The sequence below is a fragment of the Octadecabacter temperatus genome, assembly GCF_001187845.1.
In the GTDB taxonomy this organism is placed as follows: Bacteria; Pseudomonadota; Alphaproteobacteria; order Rhodobacterales; family Rhodobacteraceae; genus Octadecabacter; species Octadecabacter temperatus.
In genome coordinates, this window is the sequence record NZ_CP012160.1 from 3,119,411 (window position 1) to 3,142,416 (window position 23,006).

Annotated in this window: 21 protein-coding genes; 7 read left to right on the top strand and 14 right to left on the bottom strand. The window is 51.9% G+C overall.

Going from position 1 to position 23,006, the window contains the following annotated elements; genetic code table 11:
* Positions 1-34: 34 nt before the first annotated feature.
* Genes OSB_RS15665 through hslO form a run of 4 tightly spaced genes read right to left on the bottom strand, consistent with a single transcriptional unit; the run spans position 35 to position 3,444 of the window.
* Positions 35-607 (bottom strand): LysE family translocator, encoded by a 573-nt coding sequence (locus OSB_RS15665; RefSeq protein ID WP_049835865.1) that lies wholly within the window; start codon positions 605-607, stop codon positions 35-37.
* A complete protein-coding gene (locus OSB_RS15670; protein ID WP_049835866.1) occupies positions 604-1,845 on the bottom strand; it encodes a CCA tRNA nucleotidyltransferase in 1,242 nt (413 codons plus the stop codon). The genes OSB_RS15665 and OSB_RS15670 overlap by 4 nt, the downstream gene beginning before the upstream one ends.
* Positions 1,842-2,447: a CoA pyrophosphatase gene (locus OSB_RS15675; protein WP_082166487.1), complete on the bottom strand. Its 606-nt coding sequence runs from the start codon at positions 2,445-2,447 to the stop codon at positions 1,842-1,844. The genes OSB_RS15670 and OSB_RS15675 overlap by 4 nt, the downstream gene beginning before the upstream one ends.
* The gene (gene hslO, locus OSB_RS15680) at positions 2,434-3,444 is read right to left on the bottom strand and encodes an Hsp33 family molecular chaperone HslO (RefSeq protein WP_049835867.1); all 1,011 of its coding nucleotides are present in this window, start codon (positions 3,442-3,444) and stop codon (positions 2,434-2,436) included. The genes OSB_RS15675 and hslO overlap by 14 nt, the downstream gene beginning before the upstream one ends.
* Positions 3,445-3,519: 75 nt before the next feature.
* Between hslO and OSB_RS15685 the strand changes: the two genes are divergently transcribed.
* The 3 genes from OSB_RS15685 (at position 3,520) to msrA (ending at position 6,090) form a co-directional block, all read left to right on the top strand.
* The gene (locus OSB_RS15685; protein WP_049835868.1) at positions 3,520-3,960 is read left to right on the top strand and encodes an NUDIX domain-containing protein; all 441 of its coding nucleotides are present in this window, start codon (positions 3,520-3,522) and stop codon (positions 3,958-3,960) included.
* Positions 3,961-4,008: 48 nt separating this feature from the next.
* Complete coding sequence (locus OSB_RS15690) at positions 4,009-5,232, top strand: argininosuccinate synthase (protein WP_049835869.1); 1,224 nt, start codon at positions 4,009-4,011, stop codon at positions 5,230-5,232.
* 192 nt (positions 5,233-5,424) lie between these two features.
* On the top strand, positions 5,425-6,090 hold the full coding sequence (gene msrA / locus OSB_RS15695) for a peptide-methionine (S)-S-oxide reductase MsrA (protein ID WP_049835870.1): 666 nt from the start codon (positions 5,425-5,427) through the stop codon (positions 6,088-6,090).
* Here the strand turns inward: msrA and OSB_RS15700 are convergent.
* On the bottom strand, positions 6,080-6,946 hold the full coding sequence (locus OSB_RS15700) for a ribokinase (protein WP_049835871.1): 867 nt from the start codon (positions 6,944-6,946) through the stop codon (positions 6,080-6,082). The genes msrA and OSB_RS15700 overlap by 11 nt on opposite strands.
* 3 nt (positions 6,947-6,949) lie before the next feature.
* The gene (locus OSB_RS15705; RefSeq protein ID WP_049835872.1) at positions 6,950-9,205 is read right to left on the bottom strand and encodes an NADP-dependent malic enzyme; all 2,256 of its coding nucleotides are present in this window, start codon (positions 9,203-9,205) and stop codon (positions 6,950-6,952) included.
* Between the two features lie 122 nt (positions 9,206-9,327).
* Between OSB_RS15705 and mutS the strand changes: the two genes are divergently transcribed.
* Positions 9,328-11,952: a DNA mismatch repair protein MutS gene (mutS, locus tag OSB_RS15710; RefSeq protein ID WP_082166488.1), complete on the top strand. Its 2,625-nt coding sequence runs from the start codon at positions 9,328-9,330 to the stop codon at positions 11,950-11,952.
* Here mutS and OSB_RS15715 read toward each other — a convergent pair.
* Together OSB_RS15715 and hrcA are read right to left on the bottom strand one after the other, a co-directional pair.
* Entirely contained in the window at positions 11,936-12,508 is a 573-nt protein-coding gene (locus OSB_RS15715) for a nucleotide exchange factor GrpE (RefSeq protein ID WP_049835873.1), read from the bottom strand. The two genes, mutS and OSB_RS15715, sit on opposite strands and share 17 nt — an antisense overlap.
* A gap of 22 nt (positions 12,509-12,530) precedes the next feature.
* On the bottom strand, positions 12,531-13,592 hold the full coding sequence (hrcA, locus tag OSB_RS15720; RefSeq protein WP_049835874.1) for a heat-inducible transcriptional repressor HrcA: 1,062 nt from the start codon (positions 13,590-13,592) through the stop codon (positions 12,531-12,533).
* A gap of 114 nt (positions 13,593-13,706) precedes the next feature.
* Between hrcA and rph the strand changes: the two genes are divergently transcribed.
* Genes rph through hemW form a run of 3 tightly spaced genes read left to right on the top strand, consistent with a single transcriptional unit; the run spans position 13,707 to position 16,163 of the window.
* The gene (gene rph / locus OSB_RS15725) at positions 13,707-14,414 is read left to right on the top strand and encodes a ribonuclease PH (protein ID WP_049835875.1); all 708 of its coding nucleotides are present in this window, start codon (positions 13,707-13,709) and stop codon (positions 14,412-14,414) included.
* Positions 14,414-15,022 (top strand): RdgB/HAM1 family non-canonical purine NTP pyrophosphatase, encoded by a 609-nt coding sequence (gene rdgB / locus OSB_RS15730; RefSeq protein ID WP_049835876.1) that lies wholly within the window; start codon positions 14,414-14,416, stop codon positions 15,020-15,022. The genes rph and rdgB overlap by 1 nt, the downstream gene beginning before the upstream one ends.
* Positions 15,006-16,163 (top strand): radical SAM family heme chaperone HemW, encoded by a 1,158-nt coding sequence (hemW, locus tag OSB_RS15735; protein WP_049835877.1) that lies wholly within the window; start codon positions 15,006-15,008, stop codon positions 16,161-16,163. Before rdgB ends, hemW begins: the two co-directional genes overlap by 17 nt.
* Here the strand turns inward: hemW and OSB_RS15740 are convergent.
* The 6 genes from OSB_RS15740 to rho are packed head-to-tail and all read right to left on the bottom strand — an operon-like array spanning position 16,160 to position 22,941.
* On the bottom strand, positions 16,160-17,050 hold the full coding sequence (locus OSB_RS15740) for a ParB/RepB/Spo0J family partition protein (protein ID WP_049835878.1): 891 nt from the start codon (positions 17,048-17,050) through the stop codon (positions 16,160-16,162). The genes hemW and OSB_RS15740 overlap by 4 nt on opposite strands.
* A complete protein-coding gene (locus tag OSB_RS15745; RefSeq protein ID WP_049835879.1) occupies positions 17,047-17,865 on the bottom strand; it encodes a ParA family protein in 819 nt (272 codons plus the stop codon). The genes OSB_RS15740 and OSB_RS15745 overlap by 4 nt, the downstream gene beginning before the upstream one ends.
* Positions 17,855-18,475 (bottom strand): 16S rRNA (guanine(527)-N(7))-methyltransferase RsmG, encoded by a 621-nt coding sequence (rsmG, locus tag OSB_RS15750; RefSeq protein WP_049835880.1) that lies wholly within the window; start codon positions 18,473-18,475, stop codon positions 17,855-17,857. The genes OSB_RS15745 and rsmG overlap by 11 nt, the downstream gene beginning before the upstream one ends.
* Positions 18,472-20,349, bottom strand: a complete 1,878-nt coding sequence (gene mnmG / locus OSB_RS15755) for a tRNA uridine-5-carboxymethylaminomethyl(34) synthesis enzyme MnmG (RefSeq protein WP_049835881.1) — start codon at positions 20,347-20,349, stop codon at positions 18,472-18,474. The genes rsmG and mnmG overlap by 4 nt, the downstream gene beginning before the upstream one ends.
* Before the next feature lie 3 nt (positions 20,350-20,352).
* The gene (gene mnmE / locus OSB_RS15760) at positions 20,353-21,639 is read right to left on the bottom strand and encodes a tRNA uridine-5-carboxymethylaminomethyl(34) synthesis GTPase MnmE (protein WP_049835882.1); all 1,287 of its coding nucleotides are present in this window, start codon (positions 21,637-21,639) and stop codon (positions 20,353-20,355) included.
* A 30-nt stretch (positions 21,640-21,669) separates the two neighbouring features.
* Positions 21,670-22,941, bottom strand: a complete 1,272-nt coding sequence (rho, locus tag OSB_RS15765; RefSeq protein ID WP_049836218.1) for a transcription termination factor Rho — start codon at positions 22,939-22,941, stop codon at positions 21,670-21,672.
* Positions 22,942-23,006 lie beyond the last annotated feature (65 nt).

A 23,006-nucleotide genomic window follows, 5' to 3' on the forward strand; every position in this document is an offset into this window, starting at 1 on the left:
GTCTCCTTACATCGCATTCATAGTCCGCTTTAGTTCACAAGAAAACCAGACCCGAAAAGAACGCTAGGGCGACCGCCATTGTACGCATGAAAATTTGCCATTTGGCTGGGTCCGCTAAAAGCGATTTCAGCAAGCTGCCTGCGTAGGTCCAGAACAGGCACACCCCAAGGTTAATGCATGAGAATGCCAACCCAAGCATCATGGCTTGCTCAAATGGCGCGAGCTCGGTCAACAAAGCAGATGCAGATGTCGCGACCGCCCAGATTTTCGGATTTACCCATTGGAAAAGCACTGCTTGGACAAACGTGAAAGGGCGGTCTGTGTCGCGTGCTTGCGCAGGCTTTACGTTCCACAATTTCCACGCCATCCACAAAATCCATGCTGACGCGATGACCATCAGTATGATCCGCAACATTGGAAAAGCGGTGATCAATGTGCCCAGTCCTAGTCCAGTCACAAAAGCAATAATGCCGACCCCAAGGGCAACGCCCAATAGATGCGGCAAGGTCGCACTAAACCCGAAACGTGCTCCGGAAGATGTTAGAAGAATGACGTTCGGGCCAGGAGAAAACAGGCCTAAGAAAACGAAACCCAACAGCGCCATCATGGCAATCTCAGCAACTCATCTTTGGTGGCCGAAAACTTCGACTTTAGCCACACGTCTTCGAGTTGATTTAACCGATCACCGAGCGCTTTGCCTGAATAGGTTGGCATTAAGTCCGCTGCATTGATCGGAAAACTCGCCTCTGCGCCCAACCAAATATCTTCAAGGGCGCTTTCATCAAACGGTTGAAGTAAAGACGCCCAGCGCAACAGCAGACAATGCACTGCAGGCAAGTATCCATGTCTGTACCCAAGCTCGTGTGACGGTGTCGTCTTCCCTGCTTCTTGTTTTACGAGCGCTACTTTCTTTGCGTCCGCCTTAGAAAGTCGCAGACGTTCTTCCACGTCATCACATCCCAACGCGGCAAGCCGTGTAGGAACATCTTTAGGGCGCAGCATGCGGCCTTCAATTGGATACTGTTCTTCAAGGTCGATCAACCGTGCGAGGGTTAATGCGCTGGCACCCGGAAGAATCTGAAGCAGAACGCCTGATTGCTCCATCGCACCGATAACGGGAGCCGCATCAAAGTCGGCAATCAAGCGGGTCATCTCAGCGCCGATGCGTTCGCGTGAAACTTTTTCCAAACCGTCTGCAAGCATTGCGCAGGCTGCGAGTCCGTCTTGGTCAATTCCATTCTTGTAGGTTCCAAGTGTCGCGATGAAGCGGAAGAACCGTAGAATGCGAAGGTAGTCTTCTTGAATCCGTTCAATTGGGTCACCGATGAACCGCACCTTTCGCGCCGCGAGATCAGCGGAGCCGCCAACGAGATCACGCACACAACCTTCACGGTCTGCATAAAACGCATTGATCGTGAAGTCGCGCCGCATCGCATCGTCTTCAAGGTTCTTAGAGAACGCGACAATGGCGTGCCGGCCATCTGTTTCAGCATCTGTCCGGAACGTCGTAATCTCGTACGTTCCGCCGACAGATGGCGCCAATGCAGTTATCGTCCCGTGTTCTGCTCCGGTCGGGATGGCCTTCCAGACGTCGTTTCTGAACTGCAGGCTTTCGATAATTTTAACGGTGTCACCAGGCAAAGCGTCTGTACTCAAATCAACATCGCTTACGGGACGGTTCAGGATGGTATCCCGCACACAACCACCCACGGCGTAAATCTGAAAGCCCGCGTCTTCAAATGCCGCCATGAGTGATTGTAGAATTTCGTTCGTTAGCCATTGTGGCTCTCCAACATGGCGCAGGGTTCCGTCGGTCCGCCAAAGGGATCGTGCTTTGCCTGTCATTGAGCCGCCTCCGCCATTCCGCGCAGGATACGCGCTGTCGCGCCCCAAATGTAATACGGACCGTAAGGTGCCGAGTAATAGTAGCGCTTTTGACCCTGCCAAACGCGACCTTCGATCCGGTAATTCATGGGTGATAGAACATGCGACAAGGGCACGGTGAACGCCTCCTCCACCTCGCCGGGTTCTGGAGTGAACTTAAGCCCTGAAGGAACCATCGCGACAATCGGCGTAATCGAGTAGCTGGTCACCGTTTCATGTGTTGGAAGCGAGCCGAGAACGTTGACCACCGACGGATCGAGCCCAATCTCTTCTTGCGCCTCACGCAACGCGGTGTGTGTCAGATCACGGTCTGTTTCATCCATGCGACCACCTGCAAACGCTATTTGCCCTGCATGGTGTTTTAGATGGGCCGCTCGTTTGGTGAGGATCATTTCACCTGCCTCGGTGATTGCGATCAATACAGCAGCGGGCTTAAGCACTCTGCCTTTTGGCAACACGACTCCAGAATTCAAATCAAAATCAGAAGACTCCTGTCGCACGTTTTCTATCGTGCGGCAGAGAGTATTCTTCAGATCGTCATTACAGGGTTTATGGTTTTGCATCTGGTCCTTCAGTCGCCTCGAACCCCAGCGTGTTCGGCTGGAACACATAGTGCGCACCACAGAACTGGCAGTCTGCTGTAACAGTGCCCTCAACGGTCGTCATATGAGCGATGTCCTTGGCCGAATAGATCGACAACGATTGGCGAACTTTGTCGGGCGAGCATGAACAACCAAAGCTAACTGGCTGCGGGTCAAATACGCGCGGCTCTTCTTCGTGGAACAAACGCACCAACAACTCGGTTGGTTGAACAGTCGGCCCTATCAATTCCAATTCTTCAGCTGTTCGCATCAGCATAGTCGCTCGGTTCCAGTTTTCACCTTCATCATCGTTCATCAGGTCTTCAACTGCGGTTAAGCCATCATCCGAACCGCCATCTGGATTGGCCAGTGGAGACGCCTTAGGCATTGCCTGCAGCATGATACCACCAGCGCGCCACGATTCTGCTCCGCCTGGAACTTGCGCCTTGCCGTAGGTCAACTGGAACGCAGTTGGCAGCTGTTCAGACTGCGCGAAATAGGCTTCGGCGCAGGCTGCCAAAGATCCGCCAGCGATTGGCGTGATTCCCTGATACGGCGTGTTCCCTTCACCCTGATCGATCAAAATCGCAAAGTAACCTTTACCAATCTGCGAAAAACCATCGCCAGTCGGGTCGATCTCGTCTTTATCATAGCTTGCGTAGGCACGGATTCGTGCTGGCTTACCGTCCGCCGTCGGGCCGTAGTAATCCGTAGCGATCAGCCGCGCGGGTCCGTCACCGCGTACTTGCAACGACAATTTCCAACGCAGTTTGATTGTTTGCCCGATCAATGCGGTCAGCAATGCCATTTCGGCCACCAAAGCTTCAACAACTGGCGGATAGTCGTGCTGCGACAATACTTGGTCCAAGACGCCATCAAGACGGGCAACGCGACCCCTAATATCGGAACGGTCGAGCTGGAACGGCAGGACGGTATCATCCCAAGCAATCTTAGACGCATTTGTATTGGCTTTAGTCATTGGGCTTTCCTAACAAGTCGAGGATGGGCATACCGCGTCCATATAGGTGCCACAAGCCATGGGAAAAGGGGCGAAATGAGACGATACGGCGAACGAGTTGACCCAGCTATGCGTTACACGCTGCGGCCTGGGGCATATGTAATCCTTCAAAGAGGACGGAATCTGTTGCTAACCGAGCAGGACGGCGACCGTTTAGAACACCCTGAAATGCAACTTCCCGGTGGCGGAATAGATGCTGGCGAACAGGTTTTGCCCGCGTTGCACCGCGAAGTGATGGAGGAAACCGGTTGGACGATGGACCGTCCCGTGCGCATCGGCGCTTTTAGGCGCTTTGTCTTTATGCCCGATTACGACATGTGGGCCGAAAAAGTTTGCACAATTTACTGGTCTAGGCCCGTTCGTTGTTTGGGTCTCCCAACCGAAGAACTGCACATGCCAGTTTGGGTTCCGATGAACGACGCCCCTGCTCTACTTTCAAACGAAGGTGATGCGGCGTTCGTGGCTAGCTTGCTCTAACACCCAAATCGCGTTAATTCGCCAATAATTCAACTTCAGGAGCGTTCCATGTCTGCACCAAAAAAAGTCGTCCTTGCCTATTCCGGCGGATTGGACACCTCAATTATTTTGAAGTGGCTGCAAACAGAGTATGGCTGCGAAGTCGTCACGTTTACCGCTGACTTAGGTCAAGGCGAAGAACTTGAGCCCGCGCGCCGCAAAGCAATCGACATGGGTATTCCCGAAAAGAACATCTACATCGAAGACGTACGCGAAGAGTTTGTACGCGATTTCGTTTTCCCGATGTTCCGTGCAAACGCCGTCTACGAAGGGCTGTACCTATTGGGCACGTCCATCGCGCGCCCCCTTATTTCAAAGCGTTTGGTTGAGATTGCCGAAGAAGTCGGCGCGGATGCTGTGGCACACGGTGCGACTGGCAAAGGCAATGACCAAGTGCGATTCGAACTGGCGGCCTACGCGCTGAACCCTGACATTAAAGTTATCGCGCCTTGGCGTGAATGGGATTTGTCGTCCCGTACGAAGCTTTTGGAATTCGCTGAAGCACATCAAATTCAAGTTGCGAAAGACAAACGTGGCGAAGCGCCATTCTCAGTTGATGCAAACCTGTTGCACACATCGTCTGAAGGTAAGGTTCTCGAAGACCCAGCTGAAATGGCACCTGATTACGTTTACCAGCGGACCGTTGCACCTGAAGATGCGCCAAATGAAGCGCAATACGTTGATATTGGTTTTGAACGCGGCGACGCGGTTTCCATTGATGGCGTGGCTATGTCGCCAGCTGAAATTCTCACAAAGCTTAATGAGTTAGGTGGCATGCACGGGTGTGGTCGCCTTGACCTTGTTGAAGGTCGCTTCGTAGGCATGAAGTCCCGCGGCATTTACGAAACACCGGGCGGTACACTGTTGCTCGAAGCACACCGCGGTATCGAATCCATCACGCTTGATCGCGGTGCAGCGCACCTGAAAGACGAGCTGATGCCACGTTACGCTGAACTTATTTACAACGGTTTCTGGTACTCGCCTGAACGTGAAATGTTGCAAGCAGCAATCGATAAATCGCAGGAACACGTGACAGGAACTGTGAAGCTGAAACTTTACAAAGGCTCCGCACGTACTGTTGGCCGTTGGTCAGATCACTCACTTTATTCAGAAGCGCACGTGACGTTCGAGGATGATGCCGGTGCTTATGACCAGAAGGATGCGGCAGGTTTCATTCAGCTGAATGCGCTTCGTTTGAAACTTCTGGCGGCACGCGACAAACGTTTAAAATAAAGATCTCATTGATCTCAGTAATTCGGAAGGGCGGCGCCGAGCAAATCGGCAGCCGCCCTTTCTATTTTTGGGAACACCCCTGCGCGCCAACAAAAGCGAAATGTTCCACACGGTAAACAACGCGTGAGCACACGGTCCGGTGAATTGCGCGTAACGGTTCTGGACGCGATGGTTGTGAAAAGGAGAATTTTCATGGCGACGGTACAGCGGAAAATAAAGACAATCGCACTTGGCGCGACAATTGCAGTGGCGACTTTGATGCAAGCAGGCAAAGTTGAAGCGCGCGACATGCAGACGATTACCGTAGCTGGTGGTTGTTTTTGGTGTGTGGAAAGTGATTTCGAGAAAGTACGCGGCGTGAGTGAGGTAACGTCCGGCTACACAGGTGGCACGACTGCGAACCCGACCTATCGTCAGGTTACAGGTGGCGGAACAGGCCATTACGAAGCTGTTGAAATTCGTTTTGATGCTGACCAGGTTTCGGAACGTCAGATTTATGATCTGTTCTTCCGATCTGTCGATCCAACCGATGCGGGAGGACAATTTTGCGACCGTGGGGATAGTTACCGTACGGCCATTTTCGTCTCTAACACTGGGCAACAGCAGGCAGCTCAAGCAGCTTTGGCGGCAGCACAATCAGAACTAGGGCGACAAATTGTAACGCCAATTCTCGCAGCATCTACGTTTTACGATGCAGAAGAATATCATCAGGATTACTACAAGGGCCAAAGCCGCGTAGTTACGCGCGGAGGTATTAAGACCGAAGCCGAAGCATATGCATTTTATCGCGAAGCTTGTGGGCGCGATGCCCGTGTTGAGCAGCTTTGGGGCAGTAACGCGCCGTTTATCAACCACTAAACGCGCGAACGTCCGCGAGTGATGGAATGACATCGGCGGTACCGTGACGCGTAACCATGATCGCGGCTGCTTTGGCAGCGGTTTGCATCGCCTGCAGTATGGGCTGGCCGCGATCTAGCCCAGCGATCACGTAACCGGTGAACGTGTCGCCCGCACCTGTCGTATCAACGGGCGTAACTTTATGAGACGGAACATGGGTCTCACCCCGAGCCCCGAACCATGTTGCGCCCTTCGAGCCGAGTGTAACGATAACGTCCTTAACAGGAAGATCTGCAGGACCTTGGCCCGTTGCCGCTTTCAATTGCTCTGCTTCGACTTCGTTCAAGATCAGAAAATCAAGGTAACGGAGCATCTGTGATGTTACGTCTGCATCGAAAGGCGCAGCTGCGTATGCCACGTTGAGGCCCGTTTCTTTAGCAAACTTCGCGCCCTCAATTTGCAAGTTCACTTCGTTCTGCGTGAAGAACCAGTCACCTGTTTTAGCATTTGTTAGAGACTGAAGTAGAGTCTTTTCAGGGATCGCGCGATTGGCGCCAGGATAGACGACAATGCCGTTTTCACCGTCCTCGGCAACGAATATCATCGCATGTGCCGTTTCTGTTTCAACTGTCGAGATGGTCCGTGTGTCTACACCGTATTCGGTAAGCCGGTCGATCGCCCAGCGCCCATCCCCACCAACCGCACCGATGTGGCAGACATGCGATCCGGCTCGTGCGGCGGCAACTGACATATTCGCGCCCTTGCCTCCTAAGAAAAAATCTCGCGAAGACGCATCAAGCGTTTCCCCTGGCGCAGGGATATGCGGGACCGAATAAACAAAGTCTGCGTTGATACCCCCTAGGTTCCAGATCGTCATCGGCTACTTCGATGTACTTGAGGCAAGGACTGCCATGTTCAGAATGTCATTGACGGTAGCCCCGGTTGAGCAAATCTGGATCGGCTTATCAATGCCCGCGAGGATCGGACCGATCACCGTTGCACCCGCCATTTCCTGCATCAACTTTACGGAAATGGATGCAGAGTGGCGCGCTGGAACTACGAGAATATTTGCAGGCCCGGTTAAGCGTGAGAATGGATAAGCCTCTTGTGCTTTGGTGTTCAAAGCGACGTCGACTGTCATCTCACCCTCGTATTCGAAATCCACGCCGCGTTTATCTAGAACCGCAGGAGCCATGTGCATCTTTTCCGCACGCTCGGAGACCGGATAACCGAATGTCGAGAATGAGATAAACGCAACTCGGGGTTCCAATCCAAGACGACGTGCAACGTAGGCGCCCTGTTCTGCGATGTCTGCCAGATCATTTTCGTCAGGCCATTCGTGCACCAATGTATCGGCGATGAGAACGATGCGGCCCTTGCTAAGTACCGCGGTGACACCTGCGACGCCATCATGGGGGCTCGCATCGAATACATGGTTGATTTGTTCAAGAACATGCGCCGACTTTCTGGTCGCGCCAGTCACCATGCCGTCGGCATGACCGTGGGCCAGCATGAGCGCCGCAAACACGTGGCGATCGCGCGAGGCCATGCGGTGAATATCACTCCGGTCATGGCCTTTGCGTTGGAGGCGTTCGTATAAAAATTCTTTATAGTTCTCGAGGTGCGATGTGTTGGCCGCGTTCACAACACGCAATTCACGCACCGCATCGCCAAGACCAGCGGCGGTGAGTTTTGCCTTCACATCATCCTCACGCCCGACCACGAGCGCACGCCCAAAGCCGGAGCGCTGATACTGCACAGCGGCACGCAAGATTCGCGGGTCATCCCCTTCGGCAAAGACGATTGTATGTTGGTTGGCCCGCGCGCGCGCGTTGATCCCGCGAAGGATTGAGGCCGTTGGATCCATGCGTGTTTTTAGGGATTCTTCGTAACCTTCAACATCAACAATCGGACGACGGGCAACGCCTGTGTCCATACCCGCACGCGCAACAGCCGGTGGGATGACATGGATAAGACGTGGGTCGAACGGTGTCGGAATAATGTAGTCACGACCAAACGTAAGCTTGCGACCATAGGCAACGGCGACCTCATCGGGTACGTCTTCACGGGCAAGCTGGGCAAGGGCACGCGCACAAGCGATTTTCATTTCGTCATTGATGGCACGCGCATGAATGTCGAGTGCTCCACGGAACAAATAGGGGAACCCAAGGACGTTGTTCACTTGGTTTGGATAGTCACTACGACCCGTTGCAACGATAGCATCAACACGAACAGCGTGCGCTTCTTCCGGCGTGATTTCTGGATCAGGGTTTGCCATCGCGAAGATCACAGGATTATCTGCCATGTCCTCAACCATTTCTGGAGTAACGGCACCTTTTGCTGAAACACCTAGAAAGACATCAGCGCCTTTCATTGCGTCTTCGAGGGTACGAAGATCAGTCTTAATTGCATGTGCTGATTTCCACTGGTTCATCCCATCGGTACGACCTTGGTAGATCACACCTTTAGTATCACACACGACACAATGTTCGTGCTTGGCACCCATGGATTTCAGCAGCTCAATACAAGCGATCCCTGCGGCCCCTGCCCCATTCAGAACGATTTTCACGTCTTCGATTTTTTTACCGGAAATGTGCAGAGCGTTAATCAAACCCGCAGCACAGATAACGGCTGTGCCGTGCTGGTCATCATGAAAGACTGGTATGTCCATTTCTTCCTTGAGGCGCTGTTCGATGATGAAACATTCGGGCGCTTTGATGTCCTCAAGATTGATGCCACCAAAGGTCGGACCCATCAGTTTAACGGCCGCGCAGAACGCGTCTGGGTCTTCGGTATCAAGTTCAATGTCGATCGAGTTCACGTCAGCAAAACGTTTGAACAGAACCGCCTTACCTTCCATCACCGGCTTGGAACCCAATGCTCCCAGATTGCCAAGGCCAAGGACCGCTGTACCGTTTGAAATTACAGCGACGAGGTTACCCTTGTTGGTGTAATCATAGGCAAGCTCTGGGTTCTCTGCGATTTCTTCGCACGGCACCGCAACACCAGGAGAATAAGCAAGAGACAGGTCGCGCTGCGTTGTCATCGGCACCGTCGCTTGAATTTCCCACTTCCCCGGAGTCGGGTCTAAGTGGAATGCCAATGCGTCTTCGCGTGTGATCCGATTGTCTGCCATGTTTCTCTCCCTTAAGTCAGGTCTTGATAAGGGTGGGGCATTGACCAAGCAATGGTCCGTTTTAGCACTTTCGTCGCTAACATTGGACCAGTAAGTTGCACAAAGCAGATCCGGGGGGATTTATGAGCGGCACAGTCACGCCAATGATGGCGCAGTTTCTAGAAATCAAGGCGGACCATCCGGACGCATTGCTGTTTTATCGGATGGGCGATTTCTATGAGCTGTTCTTTGACGACGCTGTTGTGGCAGCCGGTGCGTTGGATATCACGCTAACCAAACGCGGCAAACACCTCGGTGAGGACATCGCCATGTGTGGCGTTCCGCATCACGCGGCTGAGGGGTATTTTCTGACACTTATTCGCAAGGGGCATCGTGTTGCAGTTTGCGAACAGTTGGAAAGCCCAGCAGAGGCGAAAAAGCGTGGGTATAAGGCAGTCGTGAAACGGGGAGTTACGCGTGTTGTGACGCCTGGAACGCTGACCGAGGATTCACTTCTTGATGCGCGGCGTCACAATTTTCTTGCGGCTTATGCAAATGTGCGTGGGGCAGGGGCGTTGGCGTGGGTCGATATTTCAACCGGGGCGTTTTCAGTATTGATGTGCGACGAAGCTAAGCTCGGGCCTGAATTGGCGCGGTTGAGCCCGAAGGAAGTTCTGATTTCGGAAGCTAGCGAGGGTGATTTCACAACAATTATCGCAGACGCAGGTGCTGCGGTGACTGTTTTGGGTAATGCAGCGTTTGACAGCACAAATGGAGAAAAGCGCCTGAATAGTCTCTATTCGGTCAAGTCCTTGGAAGGCTTTGGCACCTTTGAACGCGCAGAAGTTGCGGCAATGGCCGCGGTGGTTGAGTACCTCGATATTACGCAAAAGGGAAAGCTGCCGCTGCTTCGTCCGCCCATGCGTGAAAAACGTGAAGCGGCGATGCAGATCGATGCGTCTACGCGTAAATCGTTGGAATTGACGCACGGTATGAACGGTGGTCGCGCTGGATCGCTTTTGTCTGTGATTGATAAAACGCAGACTGCGGGTGGGGCGCGCCTTTTGGAACGACGATTGTCTTCGCCCTCTCGCGATCTGTCTGAAATCAATGCGCGGCAAGATGCTGTCGCGTTCTGCTTGGAAAAGGGCGACGTTGCTGCGCTGCTTGAGGACAAGTTGCGTGAGGTTCCTGATTTGGACCGTGCATTATCGCGACTTTCACTTGAACGTGGTGGCCCGCGTGACATGACTGCAATCAGAAGTGCAATCTCACAGGCTAGATTGATCGCTGATGCGCTGCCAATGGACATGCCTGAGGCTTTGGCAAAGGCAGCGCAAGACCTGATAGGACAAGAACCGCTTTTAGAACTGCTGGATGACGCATTGATTGCCGAGCCACCATTGCTGTCCCGTGACGGTGGTTTCATTGCGACTGGATACGATGCTGAATTGGATGAGTTCCGTGCGCTGCGGGATGAAGGCCGTTCGGTTATTGCGGCCTTGCAAAGCCGTTACGCTGAGCAAACTGAAATTTCCGGCCTGAAAGTTAAACACAACAACGTGCTTGGCTATTTTGTTGAAGTCACAGCGACCCATTCTGCCAAGATGCTTGCCGCGCCTTTGTCTGAGACATTCATTCATCGCCAAACGACTGCGAACCAAGTTCGATTTACAACTGTTGAGCTTTCTGAGCTGGAGACGCGCATTTTGAACGCTGGCGGGCGGTGCTTAGAAATCGAAAAGCGTCACTATTCGCGCCTAAGTGCGTCAATTATTGACCAAGCGCCGAACTTGTTTGTCTTGGCGCGCGCGCTCTCGGAATTTGATCTTAACGCTGCTTTGGCGCGATTGGCACGGGAGGAAGGGTGGACACGACCAAGCATGACGTCGGAGCGCGAGTTTCTAATCACAGGTGGTCGCCACCCTGTTGTTGAAGCCGCGCTAAAACCGTCTGGAACGCAATTTGTCGCGAATGATTGTAATCTGAGCGAAGAATCCATTTGGCTTCTGACGGGGCCGAACATGGCAGGTAAGTCGACCTACCTAAGGCAAAACGCATTGGTTGCGGTACTTGCACAGATAGGAGCGTTTGTTCCGGCGAAAAGCGCGACGATTGGCGTCGTAAGCCAAATTTTCAGCCGCGTTGGGGCGTCTGATGATCTGAGTAAGGGACAATCCACGTTTATGGTGGAGATGGTGGAGACCGCTGCAATCCTGAACCAAGCGGATGACCGTGCATTGGTTATTCTGGATGAAATCGGTCGCGGGACTGCGACCTATGATGGCTTGTCGATTGCTTGGGCAACTTTGGAACATTTACACGACGTTAATCGGTGCCGCGCTTTGTTTGCGACCCATTATCACGAGATGACAAGTCTATCAGACAAGTTGGACACTGTGGCGAATGCGACCGTGACCGTCAAAGAATGGGACGGGGACGTGATTTTCCTCCACGAAGTGAAACGTGGAACAGCGGATCGTTCGTATGGTGTTCAGGTCGCGCGCCTTGCTGGGCTTCCAGCGAAGGTCGTCGCGCGGGCAAAGGTTGTTCTTGAAGCCTTGGAGAAGGGTGAGCGCGAGGGAAAGCAGAAGGCCGTGATCGACGATCTACCGCTGTTCAACGCAACACCTGCACCCGCGCCACAAAAAACCGCGCCGTCCGAAGTGGAGGCGCGGTTAAAGGATATTCTGCCCGATGATCTGTCGCCAAAAGAGGCGCTTGATCTGATCTATGAGCTGCGTGGTTTGGTTAAGACTTCGGAGTAGAAGAAACGCCAACCTGAGCAGGGCGCAAAAGGCGATCATGCAGCATGAAGCCAGTCGATGCGACCTGGATAATATCGCCAGCTTGCGTGCCGGGCAGGGGTGCTTCGAACATTGCCTCATGGATATGTGCATCGAATTTTTCGCCAACTTCCGCGACGATTGGGTCGATACCGTGCTTTTTGAACACGCCAATCAACGCGCGCATTGTGAGTTCAACACCTTCCAGAAGTGCTTTGTCGCCCTCTTTGCCGTCTTCTTTGGCCATTTGAAGTGCACGTTCCAAGTTGTCGTAAACCGGAAGCAGATCACGCGCCAAGCGCGAGCCGCCATAGTTCTCAGCTTCGCGCCGATCACGATCCGAGCGCTTACGGGAGTTTTCAACATCGGCAAGGGCGCGCATGTAGGCGTCTTTGAGTTCTGAAATCTCTGACTTCAGGGCGACGATGTTGTCGTCTTCCTCAGCCATTTCATCCAATGTCATTTCGTCTTCAGGGCCACCAAGCGGGTCCGCCATGATGTCGTCGAGGAATTGGTTTTCGTTGTCGTTCTCAGCCATATCTTACGTCCCTTATCCGCGATCAGAGATCAGAGATCAGTTTCCCGACCAACTGCGCGGTGTAATCCACGATGGGCACAATGCGCCCGTAGTTTAGGCGCGTGGGTCCAATGACCCCGACCGCGCCCACAATCTTACGATCAGCGTTCATATAGGGAGAAACCACCAAAGAGGAACCCGAAAGTGAGAAAAGTTTATTCTCAGACCCAATGAAAATGCGCACGCCTTCGCCAGTATCCGTCAATTCAAGGAAATCAGCGATGTCACGCTTGCGTTCGAGGTCGTCAAACAACGTGCGGATGCGGTCGAGGTCTTCGGTATCTTCGTCAGAAATCAGGTTCCCACGACCGCGCACGATCAATCGTTCAGTTGATTCGCCTTTGTTTTCCCACATAGCGGCACCTGAATCGATGAGCTCACGCGCAAGCACATCGATTTCCTGACGCCGTGCGTTCACTTCGCGGGTAATTGCAGCGCCAAGCTCTGAAAGTGAACGGCCCTCTGCCACGGCGTTAATAAAATTTGTAGCTTCGCGCATCGAGGAGGGGGTTTGGCCAGGTGGCGGCGTAAACACGCGGTTTTCAACATGTCCATCAGCGAACACCAAAACAACAAGAGCGCGATCAGCTGCAAGGCTTACAAACTCGACATGTTTGATAGGCGCTTCTTCGTGTTTTGGCGTAAGAACGAGGCTCGCGCCATGCGTAACACCTGACAGAGCAGACCCAACCCGGTCGAGAAGGGTGCCGACATCATCATCGTTGTCACCCATCGTTTGATCAATCTTGGCACGATCCGTGCCATTCAGATCGCCGACTTCGAGGATGCCATCGACAAACATCCGCAGACCTTGCTGCGTTGGAATCCGGCCAGCACTGATGTGCGGGCTTCCGATAAGGCCCAGATCCTCTAAGCCGGCCATAACGTTTCGAATTGTCGCAGCGCTTACTTGTTCGGTTAAGTTGCGCGTTAGCGTTCGTGAACCGACGGGCGAACCCGTTTCCAGATATCCCTCTACGACACGACGAAACACCTCACGCGAGCGAGCATTCATTTCATCAAGTTTTGGAGTTTGATCAGTCATTCATCCATACCGCTAAGCGTCGACAGTTATGAACGAGCCTCGCGAAAGGTCAATCGGGGTTGGAATTTTGTGAGGGGGCGCGTAACCCTTGGGAAACTTCTGAAAGGACATGCGATGCGCCCCTCTGGACGACAGATTGATGAAATGCGGACAATTTCGATTGAGACAGGGGTAACCCGTCATGCCGAAGGGTCTTGTCTGATCAAGTGTGGCGATACGCATGTGCTTTGTACCGCATCTATCGACGAACGCGTTCCACCTTTTCTTAAGAACTCTGGTCTTGGTTGGGTGACTGCAGAGTACGGAATGCTGCCACGCGCCACAAACACGCGGATGCGCCGTGAAGCGAAGAACGGGCAGAGCGGTCGAACACAAGAAATTCAGCGGTTGATTGGTCGTTCTTTACGCGCAGGTGTTGACCGCGTCGCACTGGGCGAACGCCAGATTGTAGTCGACTGTGATGTCATTCAGGCGGACGGTGGTACGCGCTGTGCATCCATCACGGGTGGATGGGTTGCGTTGAAGTTAGCTGTTCAGAAATTGATGAAGGCCGGCGACGTTGTATCAGACCCACTTCTTGTTCCAGTCGCTGCTGTTTCGTGTGGTGTTTATGCTGGCCAGTCTGTTCTTGATCTCGACTACCCTGAAGACTCCGAAGCGGGTGTCGATGGAAACTTCGTGCTGACCGGCGACAAGCTTATTGAAATTCAAATGTCTGCAGAAGGTTCGACGTTCACACGGGATCAGATGAACGCCATGATGGACTTGGCTGACAAGGGCATCGCAGAACTTACTGCCGCTCAGCTCGCGGCGGTTGGGTAATGAGAAAGTTCGAAGGAACAGAGCTTCTGATCGCGACCCATAATCATGGTAAGCTCGAAGAGATGGCAGATTTACTGTCTCCATTCGGCGTCGCTGTTTCGTCGAACGCTGACCACGGATTGCCGGAACCAGAAGAAACAGAAACGACATTCGTTGGAAATGCCCGCATTAAAGCGCACGCCGCTGTAAAGGCTACCGGCTTACCCGCTCTGTCAGATGACAGCGGAATTACGGTTGACGGATTAGACGGCGCGCCTGGTGTTTACACGGCTGATTGGGCGGAAACTCCGAATGGTCGCGATTTCATTAAGGCAATGACGCGCACGTGGGATGAGTTGGAAACACGCAATGCTCCGGAACCACGTTTGGCGCAGTTCCGATGTTGTTTGGTTCTTGCTTGGCCCGACGGCCACGATGAAGTTTTTGAAGGCGTTATGGCTGGCCGTTTGGTTTGGCCAATGCGCGGCGACCAAGGGCATGGTTACGATCCGATTTTCCAACCGGAAGGTTATACTCAGACGTTTGGTGAAATGGATCGTTGGGAAAAGAACAAAATCAGCCACCGTGCAGATGCCTTTGCAAAATTGATCGATGGTTGTTTTGCCTGAAGCATGGCGCGATGGTGGCTTTGGCCTTTATGTGCACTGGCCCTTTTGCCAAGCTAAGTGCCCATATTGCGATTTTAATTCGCATGTAGTCGCGTCGATTGACCAATCCCGATGGGCGGCCGCTTTTGAGAGTGAGATCGACCGCCTCGCCGCAATGACGCCAGACCGCGTTCTAAACTCGGTGTTTTTTGGCGGCGGAACCCCGAGCCTAATGGACGTCGAAACCATCGATCGAATTTTGAACAGGGTTCGCAACTCTTGGCGCTTAGCGAATGATATTGAGGTTACGCTTGAAGCAAACCCAACTTCCATCGAGGCGGGCCGATTTGCTGGCTATCAAAAGGCTGGCGTTAACCGCGTTTCAGTTGGCGTGCAGGCTCTGAATGATCGGGATTTAAAGTCGCTTGGCCGACTTCATTCCGCGACTGAGGCTTTGGAGGCGGTTGATATCGCCCGCTCAACCTTTGAGCGCGTTAGCTTCGATCTTATCTATGCCCGCCAAAACCAAACAGCAGAACAATGGCAGGCCGAGCTTGATCGTGCACTCTCCTTCGATCCCGACCATCTATCGCTCTACCAGTTAACAATTGAAGACGGCACTGCGTTCGGTGATCGCTTAAAACGAGGTTTGTTAAAGGGCTTACCAAATGAAGACGTCGGCGCTGACATGTGGGATATCACTCAAACGACCTGCGAAAATGCCGGATTACCCGCCTACGAAGTGTCTAACCATGCCAAAAGGGATCAAGAGAGTAGGCACAACTTGATCTACTGGCGGTCTGGCGATTGGGCGGGGATTGGGCCCGGTGCGCACGGAAGATTGACCTTGGACGGTGTACGCTATGAAACGGTTTGTGCAAAAAGTCCCGGTATCTGGATCGAACACGTTGAAACCGGCACGATTAGCAGGAATTTTACCTCGTCGCTCAATAACTCGGACGTAATTGAAGAGCGTGTTCTTATGGGTCTCAGAATGGCGGAAGGAATTGAACTTCCATCAAGTTGGATTTCCGAAAATAGTTTAAAAATCAATTACTTAGTAGAAATCGGGCACCTGGAGATCGAAGGCGCCCACCTCACGGTTACGCAAAGCGGGCGACCGGTTTTGAATGCTCTAATTGCCCACCTATTGGGGTCCTAGCCCCCGGAAAGCAGCTTCAGCAAATCGTCCAACTGTTCGAGATCACGATAACTCAGGGTCACCTGACCGGTTTCTTTGCCTTCAGTGTGGTTAATGCTGACCTTCATCCCGAGTTGAGCAGCTAGATCCTTCTCAATCTGGACTGTGTCCGCATCTTTCGAGACTGTTTTTGCGCGAATCGCCCTTTTCGGCGTCGCTTTTGATGCTTTCGAGAGTTTCTCTGCATCTCGAACCGAGAGTCTATTCTTAACGATTTGAACCGCAAGACTGTCCGCATCTGGATGGCCGACAAGTGTCCGTGCGTGGCCGGCGGAAAGCATTCCGTCCTGAAGGAGCGTTTGAACTGTGTCGGGAAGTGTCAAAAGGCGAACTGAGTTTGCGATATGGCTTCTACTTTTACTGAGCGCTTTTCCCATTTCTTCTTGGGTACGCCCAAACTTCTCCATGAGCTGCTTATATCCAGCTGCTTCATCAATTGCGTTCAGATCTGAACGTTGGATATTCTCGATGATAGCAACTTCGAGCACTTCAACATCGGTGAAGTCCCTTATGATTACAGGAACTTCGTGCAGTTTAGCACGCTGTGCCGCCCGCCAACGACGTTCACCGGCGACAATTTCATATTCGCCATTCTTGCTCGCTTTTCTCCGAACGATTAGCGGCTGAATTATCCCCTTTTCTGCAATCGATGCTGTGAGATCACTCATCGCTTGGTCGTCAAACGTACGCCGGGGTTGGTCAGGGTTTGGATAAATTTGATCAACAGGCAATGTACGTTCGGTATGGGACGGCACTTCTTTCACGCCTGCTGTCGGCCCGTTTACGTCGGACATCAACGCGGACAAGCCGCGCCCAAGTCCGCGGTTCGGTGTTTTGGGTGTGCTCATGATGCTCTCCGAGTTTTAGGGTTACTTTCTCGTGATATGATTTCTTCGGCTAGTGCGAGATAGGCATGTGACCCCTTAGACGTTGGATCGTAATCGATAATTGGAAGCGCAAAAGATGGCGCCTCGCTCAACCTAACGTTCCGTGGAATTACAGTCCTAAATACCAGTTCGCCAAGATTATCCCGTGCATCGGCCTCTACCTGTTGGCAAAGATTATTGCGTTTGTCGTACATTGTGAGGGCGATCCCTTCAATACGTAGCGCTGAATTTGCCGTTTGCCGGATATCTCGAATGGTCAACATAAGTTGCGAAAGCCCCTCCAAAGCAAAGAACTCGCTTTGCAAAGGGACCACGACTGAATCAGAGGCAATCATCGCGTTTACCGTCAATATATTGAGAGAAGGAGGGCAATCTATCAATATATAGTCTAGATTCAGCGCATCAATATCGGGCTGATGAAGAGCATCGTGCAGCATGTAGCTTCGTTTTTCATTCGCCATCAGATTGATATCGGCCGAGCTCAAGTCAGTCGTCGCCGGGATGATTGACAGGTTCTCAACGGTAGTAGGCATCGCTGCTTCTGTTGGAAGCGCATCTCCTGTCAAAAGCTCATATGTAGTTTCAATGCGATCCGCGAGTTCAATTCCAAGACCGGTCGAGGCATTTCCTTGTGGATCAAGATCGATCAATAGAACGCGGCGCCCAGAACGGGCAAGGGCGGCACCTAGGTTAATGGTCGTTGTGGTTTTTCCAACACCGCCCTTTTGGTTCGCGATCGAAATAATCTTGGGGTTCGTAGTGCGACTAAGATTCACGGCGGTATATCCTTGAGACTTCGAGAATTCGTGATTCTGGACTGGTTAGGCTTGCATGGGTCATTACATCAAACTGCCAACCTTGGCTCGCTTGGTCCAGATCTTGCTGAAAACGCGCACCCTTAGGCAAGATCGCTTGCCCTTCTGGTTTCAGGTACTTCACAGCATACGTTAATAGTTCAGGCAATGCCGCGAGCGCACGGGCACTCATTACGTCAAAATTGCTTAGATCAGTCTTTTCGATTCGCTTATTGACCACCACCAAGTTCAAATCAAGCTCGCGCTTCGCTGTGTTTAAGAACAAGCACTTACGCTGATCGCTTTCTACAAGCGTGATCGGCCGTCTTTCCTGATCAAGAACAGCAACGACTAGTGCGGGGAGACCCCCGCCGCTTCCCAGATCAACCCAATTCTTCCAGTCTGAACGTGCGATTTGATAGATCTGTGCACTATCAACTATATGTCGTTCCCAAATTTCGGGAATGCTACTTGGAGAAATAAGATTGATGGACTTTGTCCACTTGGTTATCAAAGCGCTCAATTGCTCAAGCCTTTGGAATGTTTCACGTGAAACACTCTTTCCGCCAACTAGGATATTCTCACTACTCATGATGCTACCGTCTTTAGTTGGCGTTTCTTGATTTCGGCGGCAACTAGCATCAGTGCGGCAGGGGTAATGCCATCAATTCTCGACGCTTGGGCCAGGTTATCAGGTAACGCCGCGACTAATTTCGCCTTCAACTCATTAGAAAGCCCGGGGATAGCAGAGTAATCTAGATCATTTGGAATCAGTTTTTCACGGTCTCGATTCAATGCCTCAATGTCTCGTACTTGCCGTTCAACATAGTGCGAGTAGAGAGCATCTCTTTCAAGTTGGGTTGCTATTTCCGGTTCTATTTCAGTAAGTTGGCCTTCAATTGAGACCAAACCTCCAACAGTTGTTCCGGCAATACTTAAAGCATCCAACAAGGTACGCTTCGGTCCATCAACTCCTACCTTAACTCCCGCCTCGTTCAAGGATCGAGACGACGAGGAAATCGAGCCCAGAAGATTACGACCTGCCTCAAGTGCTTCATTCTTCTCGCTAAAGCTGGCCCACCGTTCTTCTTCAACAAAACCACCAGTATGACCGAACTCGGTTAACCGTTGGTCCGCATTGTCTGCTCGAAGTGAAAGTCGAAACTCAGCGCGTGAGGTAAACATTCGATATGGCTCTGTTACACCACGAACTGTCAGGTCGTCCACCATCACGCCGATGTAAGAAGTGGATCGGTCAAACAAAACCGGCGCCGTATCCATCGCTTTGGCCGCCGCATTCAAACCGGCAACCAAACCCTGTCCAGCCGCCTCTTCATAACCGGTTGTTCCATTTATCTGCCCCGCTAAGAAAAGGCCCGGTAGGGTTTTCAGCTCTAACTGGGAACTAAGGCTTCGCGGGTCGATATAGTCATACTCAATTGCATAACCTGGTTGCAAAATCTTAGCGTTTTCGAGCCCAACGATTGAGTGAACATAGTCTTCTTGAACGTCCATAGGCAAGGACGTCGAAATACCGTTAGGATAAATTGTGTGTCCAGTCAGGCTTTCCGGCTCAAGGAAAATCTGATGCGCGTCTTTGTCCGCAAATCTGACAACCTTATCTTCAATTGAGGGGCAGTACCGTGGACCTACTCCATCGATGTGACCGCCGTACATGGCCGAGCGAGAGAGGTTTTTCTCAATAATGTCATGGGTTTGTAAATTAGTGTGCGTAATGCCACAGGCAATTTGTTTTGCGAATGGAGCACTGTGCATGAACGAAAAAAGCTCGGGCTTTTCATCGGCATCCTGAGTTTCGAGTCCCTCCCAAGCAATGGTCCGACCATCCAATCTTGGTGGAGTCCCAGTTTTAAGGCGACCCATTGGTAAATCGTAAGTTGCCAGTCGTTCAGCGAGAGCGATCGACGGAGCGTCTCCCATTCGACCTCCAGAATGAGAAACGTCGCCTATATGTATGACCCCGCGCAAAAATGTACCGGAGGTTAAAACGACGGCCTTTGCGAAAACGTTAGAACCGTCTGCTAGCTTAACCCCATTTACTTTTCCGGCTTCTAAAGAGAGATCAACGACCTCACCTTCTAGAACATCAAGATTCGACCGTTTCTCGGTAAGTTCCTGAACCCCGTTCCGATACAACACGCGGTCAGCTTGCGTACGTGGTCCTTGAACTGCTGGGCCTTTTTTACGGTTCAGTAGTCGATATTGGATACCTGCATAATCGGCGGCTTTTCCCATAATGCCGTCTAGAGCATCGATTTCCCGAACCAAATGACCCTTTCCTAGCCCACCAATAGCCGGGTTGCAGGACATTACGCCCAGATCAGCCTTCCTTAACGTAACAAGTAACGTTTTAGCTCCAAAACGTGTCGACGCGTGGGCTGCCTCGCAACCTGCATGCCCTCCACCGACAATGACAACATCATACGTATGTTTCACGTGAAACAATCCTTACTTGCCGATGCAAAAACTTGAGAAGATCTCACCTAACACGTTCTCTACATCAACGCGACCGATCAGGCTATCCAAAGCACGAATAGAAGTACGTAAGTCCTCGGCCAACAAATCGACGGGAAAATGGCCATCTTCAAGGCCCGTCATTACAGCCTGCAACGCAGAAGCAGCCGTTTCTAATGCAATTTGATGCCGCGTACGCGTCGCTACACCTGCACCAGCCACTTGATCCTGCAGATAGGCGGACACTTGATTCAAAAGCCGATCAACACCCAAACCTGTCACACCTGAAATTGCGTTCTCAAACTCAGACTCTGACAAGTCTGCTTTTGATTTCAAATAGATATCCAATCCCTCGTCACTCGCGGGGGCCTGATTGAGCTCTCCAACAAGCAAATGCACTCGAACGTCGGCAGCTTGGGCGCGTGCAATACCGCGTTCGATACCGATACCTTCTAGAACGTCATCGGAATCCCTTAGTCCAGCGGTATCAAGAACAGTAACCGGCAACCCATCAAGATCCATCCGGACTTCTATCACGTCGCGGGTAGTCCCAGCTATATCAGACGTAATAGCTGCCTCGCGGCCAGCTAGCCTATTCAATAGCGTAGATTTTCCGGAATTTGGCGGCCCTACCAGCGCCACTTCAAAACCATCTCTTACACGTTCACGTACACGCACGCCTGCGGCCTCATGGGAAACTTGTTCGTAAACAACACCGACGAGCTCATTCACCTCGGGATAAACGTCAACTGGTACGTCCTCATCAACGAAATCAATGGTCGCTTCCAAAAGCGCTGCGGCCCGTACCAACTTAACGCGCCATCCATCAGCCAGTTCACCTAGCGCGCCGTTGAATACACGCACTGCTTGGCGCCTTTGGCTTTCTGTTTCGGCGTCAATTAGGTCGGCAAGGCCTTCAACCTGAGCTAGATCAAGCATTCCATTGTCCATCGCGCGACGCGTAAACTCGCCAGCTTCGGCCAATCGAAGACCGATGCTCTTAAGCCTACCGAGAACCGCGGAAACAATTGCCGGAGAACCGTGTGTCTGGAGCTCAACAACCTGCTCGCCGGTAAAACTTCGGCCATTACCAAAGCTGATCGCAAAAGCCTGATCAATAAGGCTTCCGTCTTGCGCTATTAACTTCACAAGCTTGCGATCATGCTCACCAATTTCGGCACCCATTTCCGCACAACTTCGCAATGAGTCAGGCCCAGAAATTCGGATAATCGAAACACCTGCTTTACCAGCTGCCGATGCAAGTGCGTAAATCGTATCCATATTCGTTAACCCATTGTATTAAAACAATAGTTACGTGTTCATAGAGTCGAAGAAGTCCGAGTTCGTCTTGGTCTGTTTTAACTTCGAAATCAGGAATTCAATCGCGTCAGTTGTCCCCATCGGGTTCAAAATACGACGCAACACGTAGGTTTTCTGCAGGTCAACTTTATCAACCAACAGGTCTTCCTTACGTGTGCCTGATTTCAGAATATCCATTGCAGGGAATACGCGCTTATCAGCAATCTTACGATCAAGAACGATCTCAGAGTTACCCGTACCTTTGAATTCTTCAAAGATAACTTCGTCCATGCGGCTACCTGTATCGATCAACGCTGTCGCGATAATCGTCAAAGAACCACCTTCTTCGATGTTTCGTGCAGCACCAAAGAAGCGCTTAGGGCGTTGCAAGGCGTTGGCGTCCACACCCCCAGTCAGAACCTTACCAGAAGACGGCACAGTCGTGTTAAACGCACGGCCCAGGCGCGTGATTGAATCGAGCAGAATCACAACGTCGCGCTTATGTTCAACGAGGCGTTTGGCTTTCTCAATAACCATTTCGGACACAGCAACGTGGCGCGACGCAGGCTCATCAAATGTTGAGGAAACAACTTCGCCCTTAACTGAGCGCTGCATGTCGGTAACTTCCTCAGGACGTTCATCGATCAAAAGAACGATCAAATAGCACTCAGGGTGGTTCGCAGCGATTGAGTGCGCGATATTCTGAAGCAGCACAGTTTTACCTGTACGAGGTGGCGCAACGATCAAGGAACGTTGACCTTTACCAATTGGCGCGACCAAATCGATAATCCGCGCGGACCGGTCTTTGGTCGTGGGATCATCTGTTTCCATCTGAAGACGTTCTTCTGGGTAAAGTGGCGTCAAGTTTTCGAAAGCGACTTTGTGGCGCGCGCGTTCTGGTTCTTCAAAGTTGATTTTTTCAACTTTAGTCAGCGCAAAATAACGTTCGGTTTCCAAAGGCGCTTTGATGACGCCCTCAACAGTATCACCTGTACGAAGCGCATGGAGGCGGATCATTTCCGGCGAAACGTAAATGTCATCTGGACCTGGCAGGTAGTTCGCACCAGGAGAGCGTAGAAATCCGAAACCATCCTGAACGACTTCTAAAACGCCGTCACCACCAATTACCCAATCATCCTCAGCACGTTCCTTAAGGATCGAAAACATCATGTCGCCCTTGCGCATCGTCGACGCGTTCTCAATCTCAAGCTCTTCAGCAAGAGAGAGAAGGTTTTTTGGACTTTGCGCCTTAAGGTCAGCAAGGTTCAAACGGTCTGTCGGCATGTTTTCGTCAAGCACTACGTCATCGGACATCGATAGGTCTCCGGCTGTTTTCACAGCATTGGTCA

Excerpts from the sequence above, each read along its gene's own strand:
- OSB_RS15665 (WP_049835865.1), bottom strand. The coding sequence starts at position 607 with ATGATGGCGCTGTTGGGTTTCGTTTTCTTAGGCCTGTTTTCTCCTGGC.
- OSB_RS15670 (WP_049835866.1), bottom strand. The coding sequence starts at position 1,845 with ATGACAGGCAAAGCACGATCCCTTTGGCGGACCGACGGAACCCTGCGC.
- OSB_RS15675 (WP_082166487.1), bottom strand. The coding sequence starts at position 2,447 with ATGCAAAACCATAAACCCTGTAATGACGATCTGAAGAATACTCTCTGC.
- hslO (WP_049835867.1), bottom strand. The coding sequence starts at position 3,444 with ATGACTAAAGCCAATACAAATGCGTCTAAGATTGCTTGGGATGATACC.
- OSB_RS15685 (WP_049835868.1), top strand. The coding sequence starts at position 3,520 with ATGAGACGATACGGCGAACGAGTTGACCCAGCTATGCGTTACACGCTG.
- OSB_RS15690 (WP_049835869.1), top strand. The coding sequence starts at position 4,009 with ATGTCTGCACCAAAAAAAGTCGTCCTTGCCTATTCCGGCGGATTGGAC.
- msrA (WP_049835870.1), top strand. The coding sequence starts at position 5,425 with ATGGCGACGGTACAGCGGAAAATAAAGACAATCGCACTTGGCGCGACA.
- OSB_RS15700 (WP_049835871.1), bottom strand. The coding sequence starts at position 6,946 with ATGACGATCTGGAACCTAGGGGGTATCAACGCAGACTTTGTTTATTCG.
- OSB_RS15705 (WP_049835872.1), bottom strand. The coding sequence starts at position 9,205 with ATGGCAGACAATCGGATCACACGCGAAGACGCATTGGCATTCCACTTA.
- mutS (WP_082166488.1), top strand. The coding sequence starts at position 9,328 with ATGAGCGGCACAGTCACGCCAATGATGGCGCAGTTTCTAGAAATCAAG.
- OSB_RS15715 (WP_049835873.1), bottom strand. The coding sequence starts at position 12,508 with ATGGCTGAGAACGACAACGAAAACCAATTCCTCGACGACATCATGGCG.
- hrcA (WP_049835874.1), bottom strand. The coding sequence starts at position 13,592 with ATGACTGATCAAACTCCAAAACTTGATGAAATGAATGCTCGCTCGCGT.
- rph (WP_049835875.1), top strand. The coding sequence starts at position 13,707 with ATGCGCCCCTCTGGACGACAGATTGATGAAATGCGGACAATTTCGATT.
- rdgB (WP_049835876.1), top strand. The coding sequence starts at position 14,414 with ATGAGAAAGTTCGAAGGAACAGAGCTTCTGATCGCGACCCATAATCAT.
- hemW (WP_049835877.1), top strand. The coding sequence starts at position 15,006 with ATGGTTGTTTTGCCTGAAGCATGGCGCGATGGTGGCTTTGGCCTTTAT.
- OSB_RS15740 (WP_049835878.1), bottom strand. The coding sequence starts at position 17,050 with ATGAGCACACCCAAAACACCGAACCGCGGACTTGGGCGCGGCTTGTCC.
- rsmG (WP_049835880.1), bottom strand. The coding sequence starts at position 18,475 with ATGAGTAGTGAGAATATCCTAGTTGGCGGAAAGAGTGTTTCACGTGAA.
- mnmE (WP_049835882.1), bottom strand. The coding sequence starts at position 21,639 with ATGGATACGATTTACGCACTTGCATCGGCAGCTGGTAAAGCAGGTGTT.
- rho (WP_049836218.1), bottom strand. The coding sequence starts at position 22,941 with ATGCCGACAGACCGTTTGAACCTTGCTGACCTTAAGGCGCAAAGTCCA.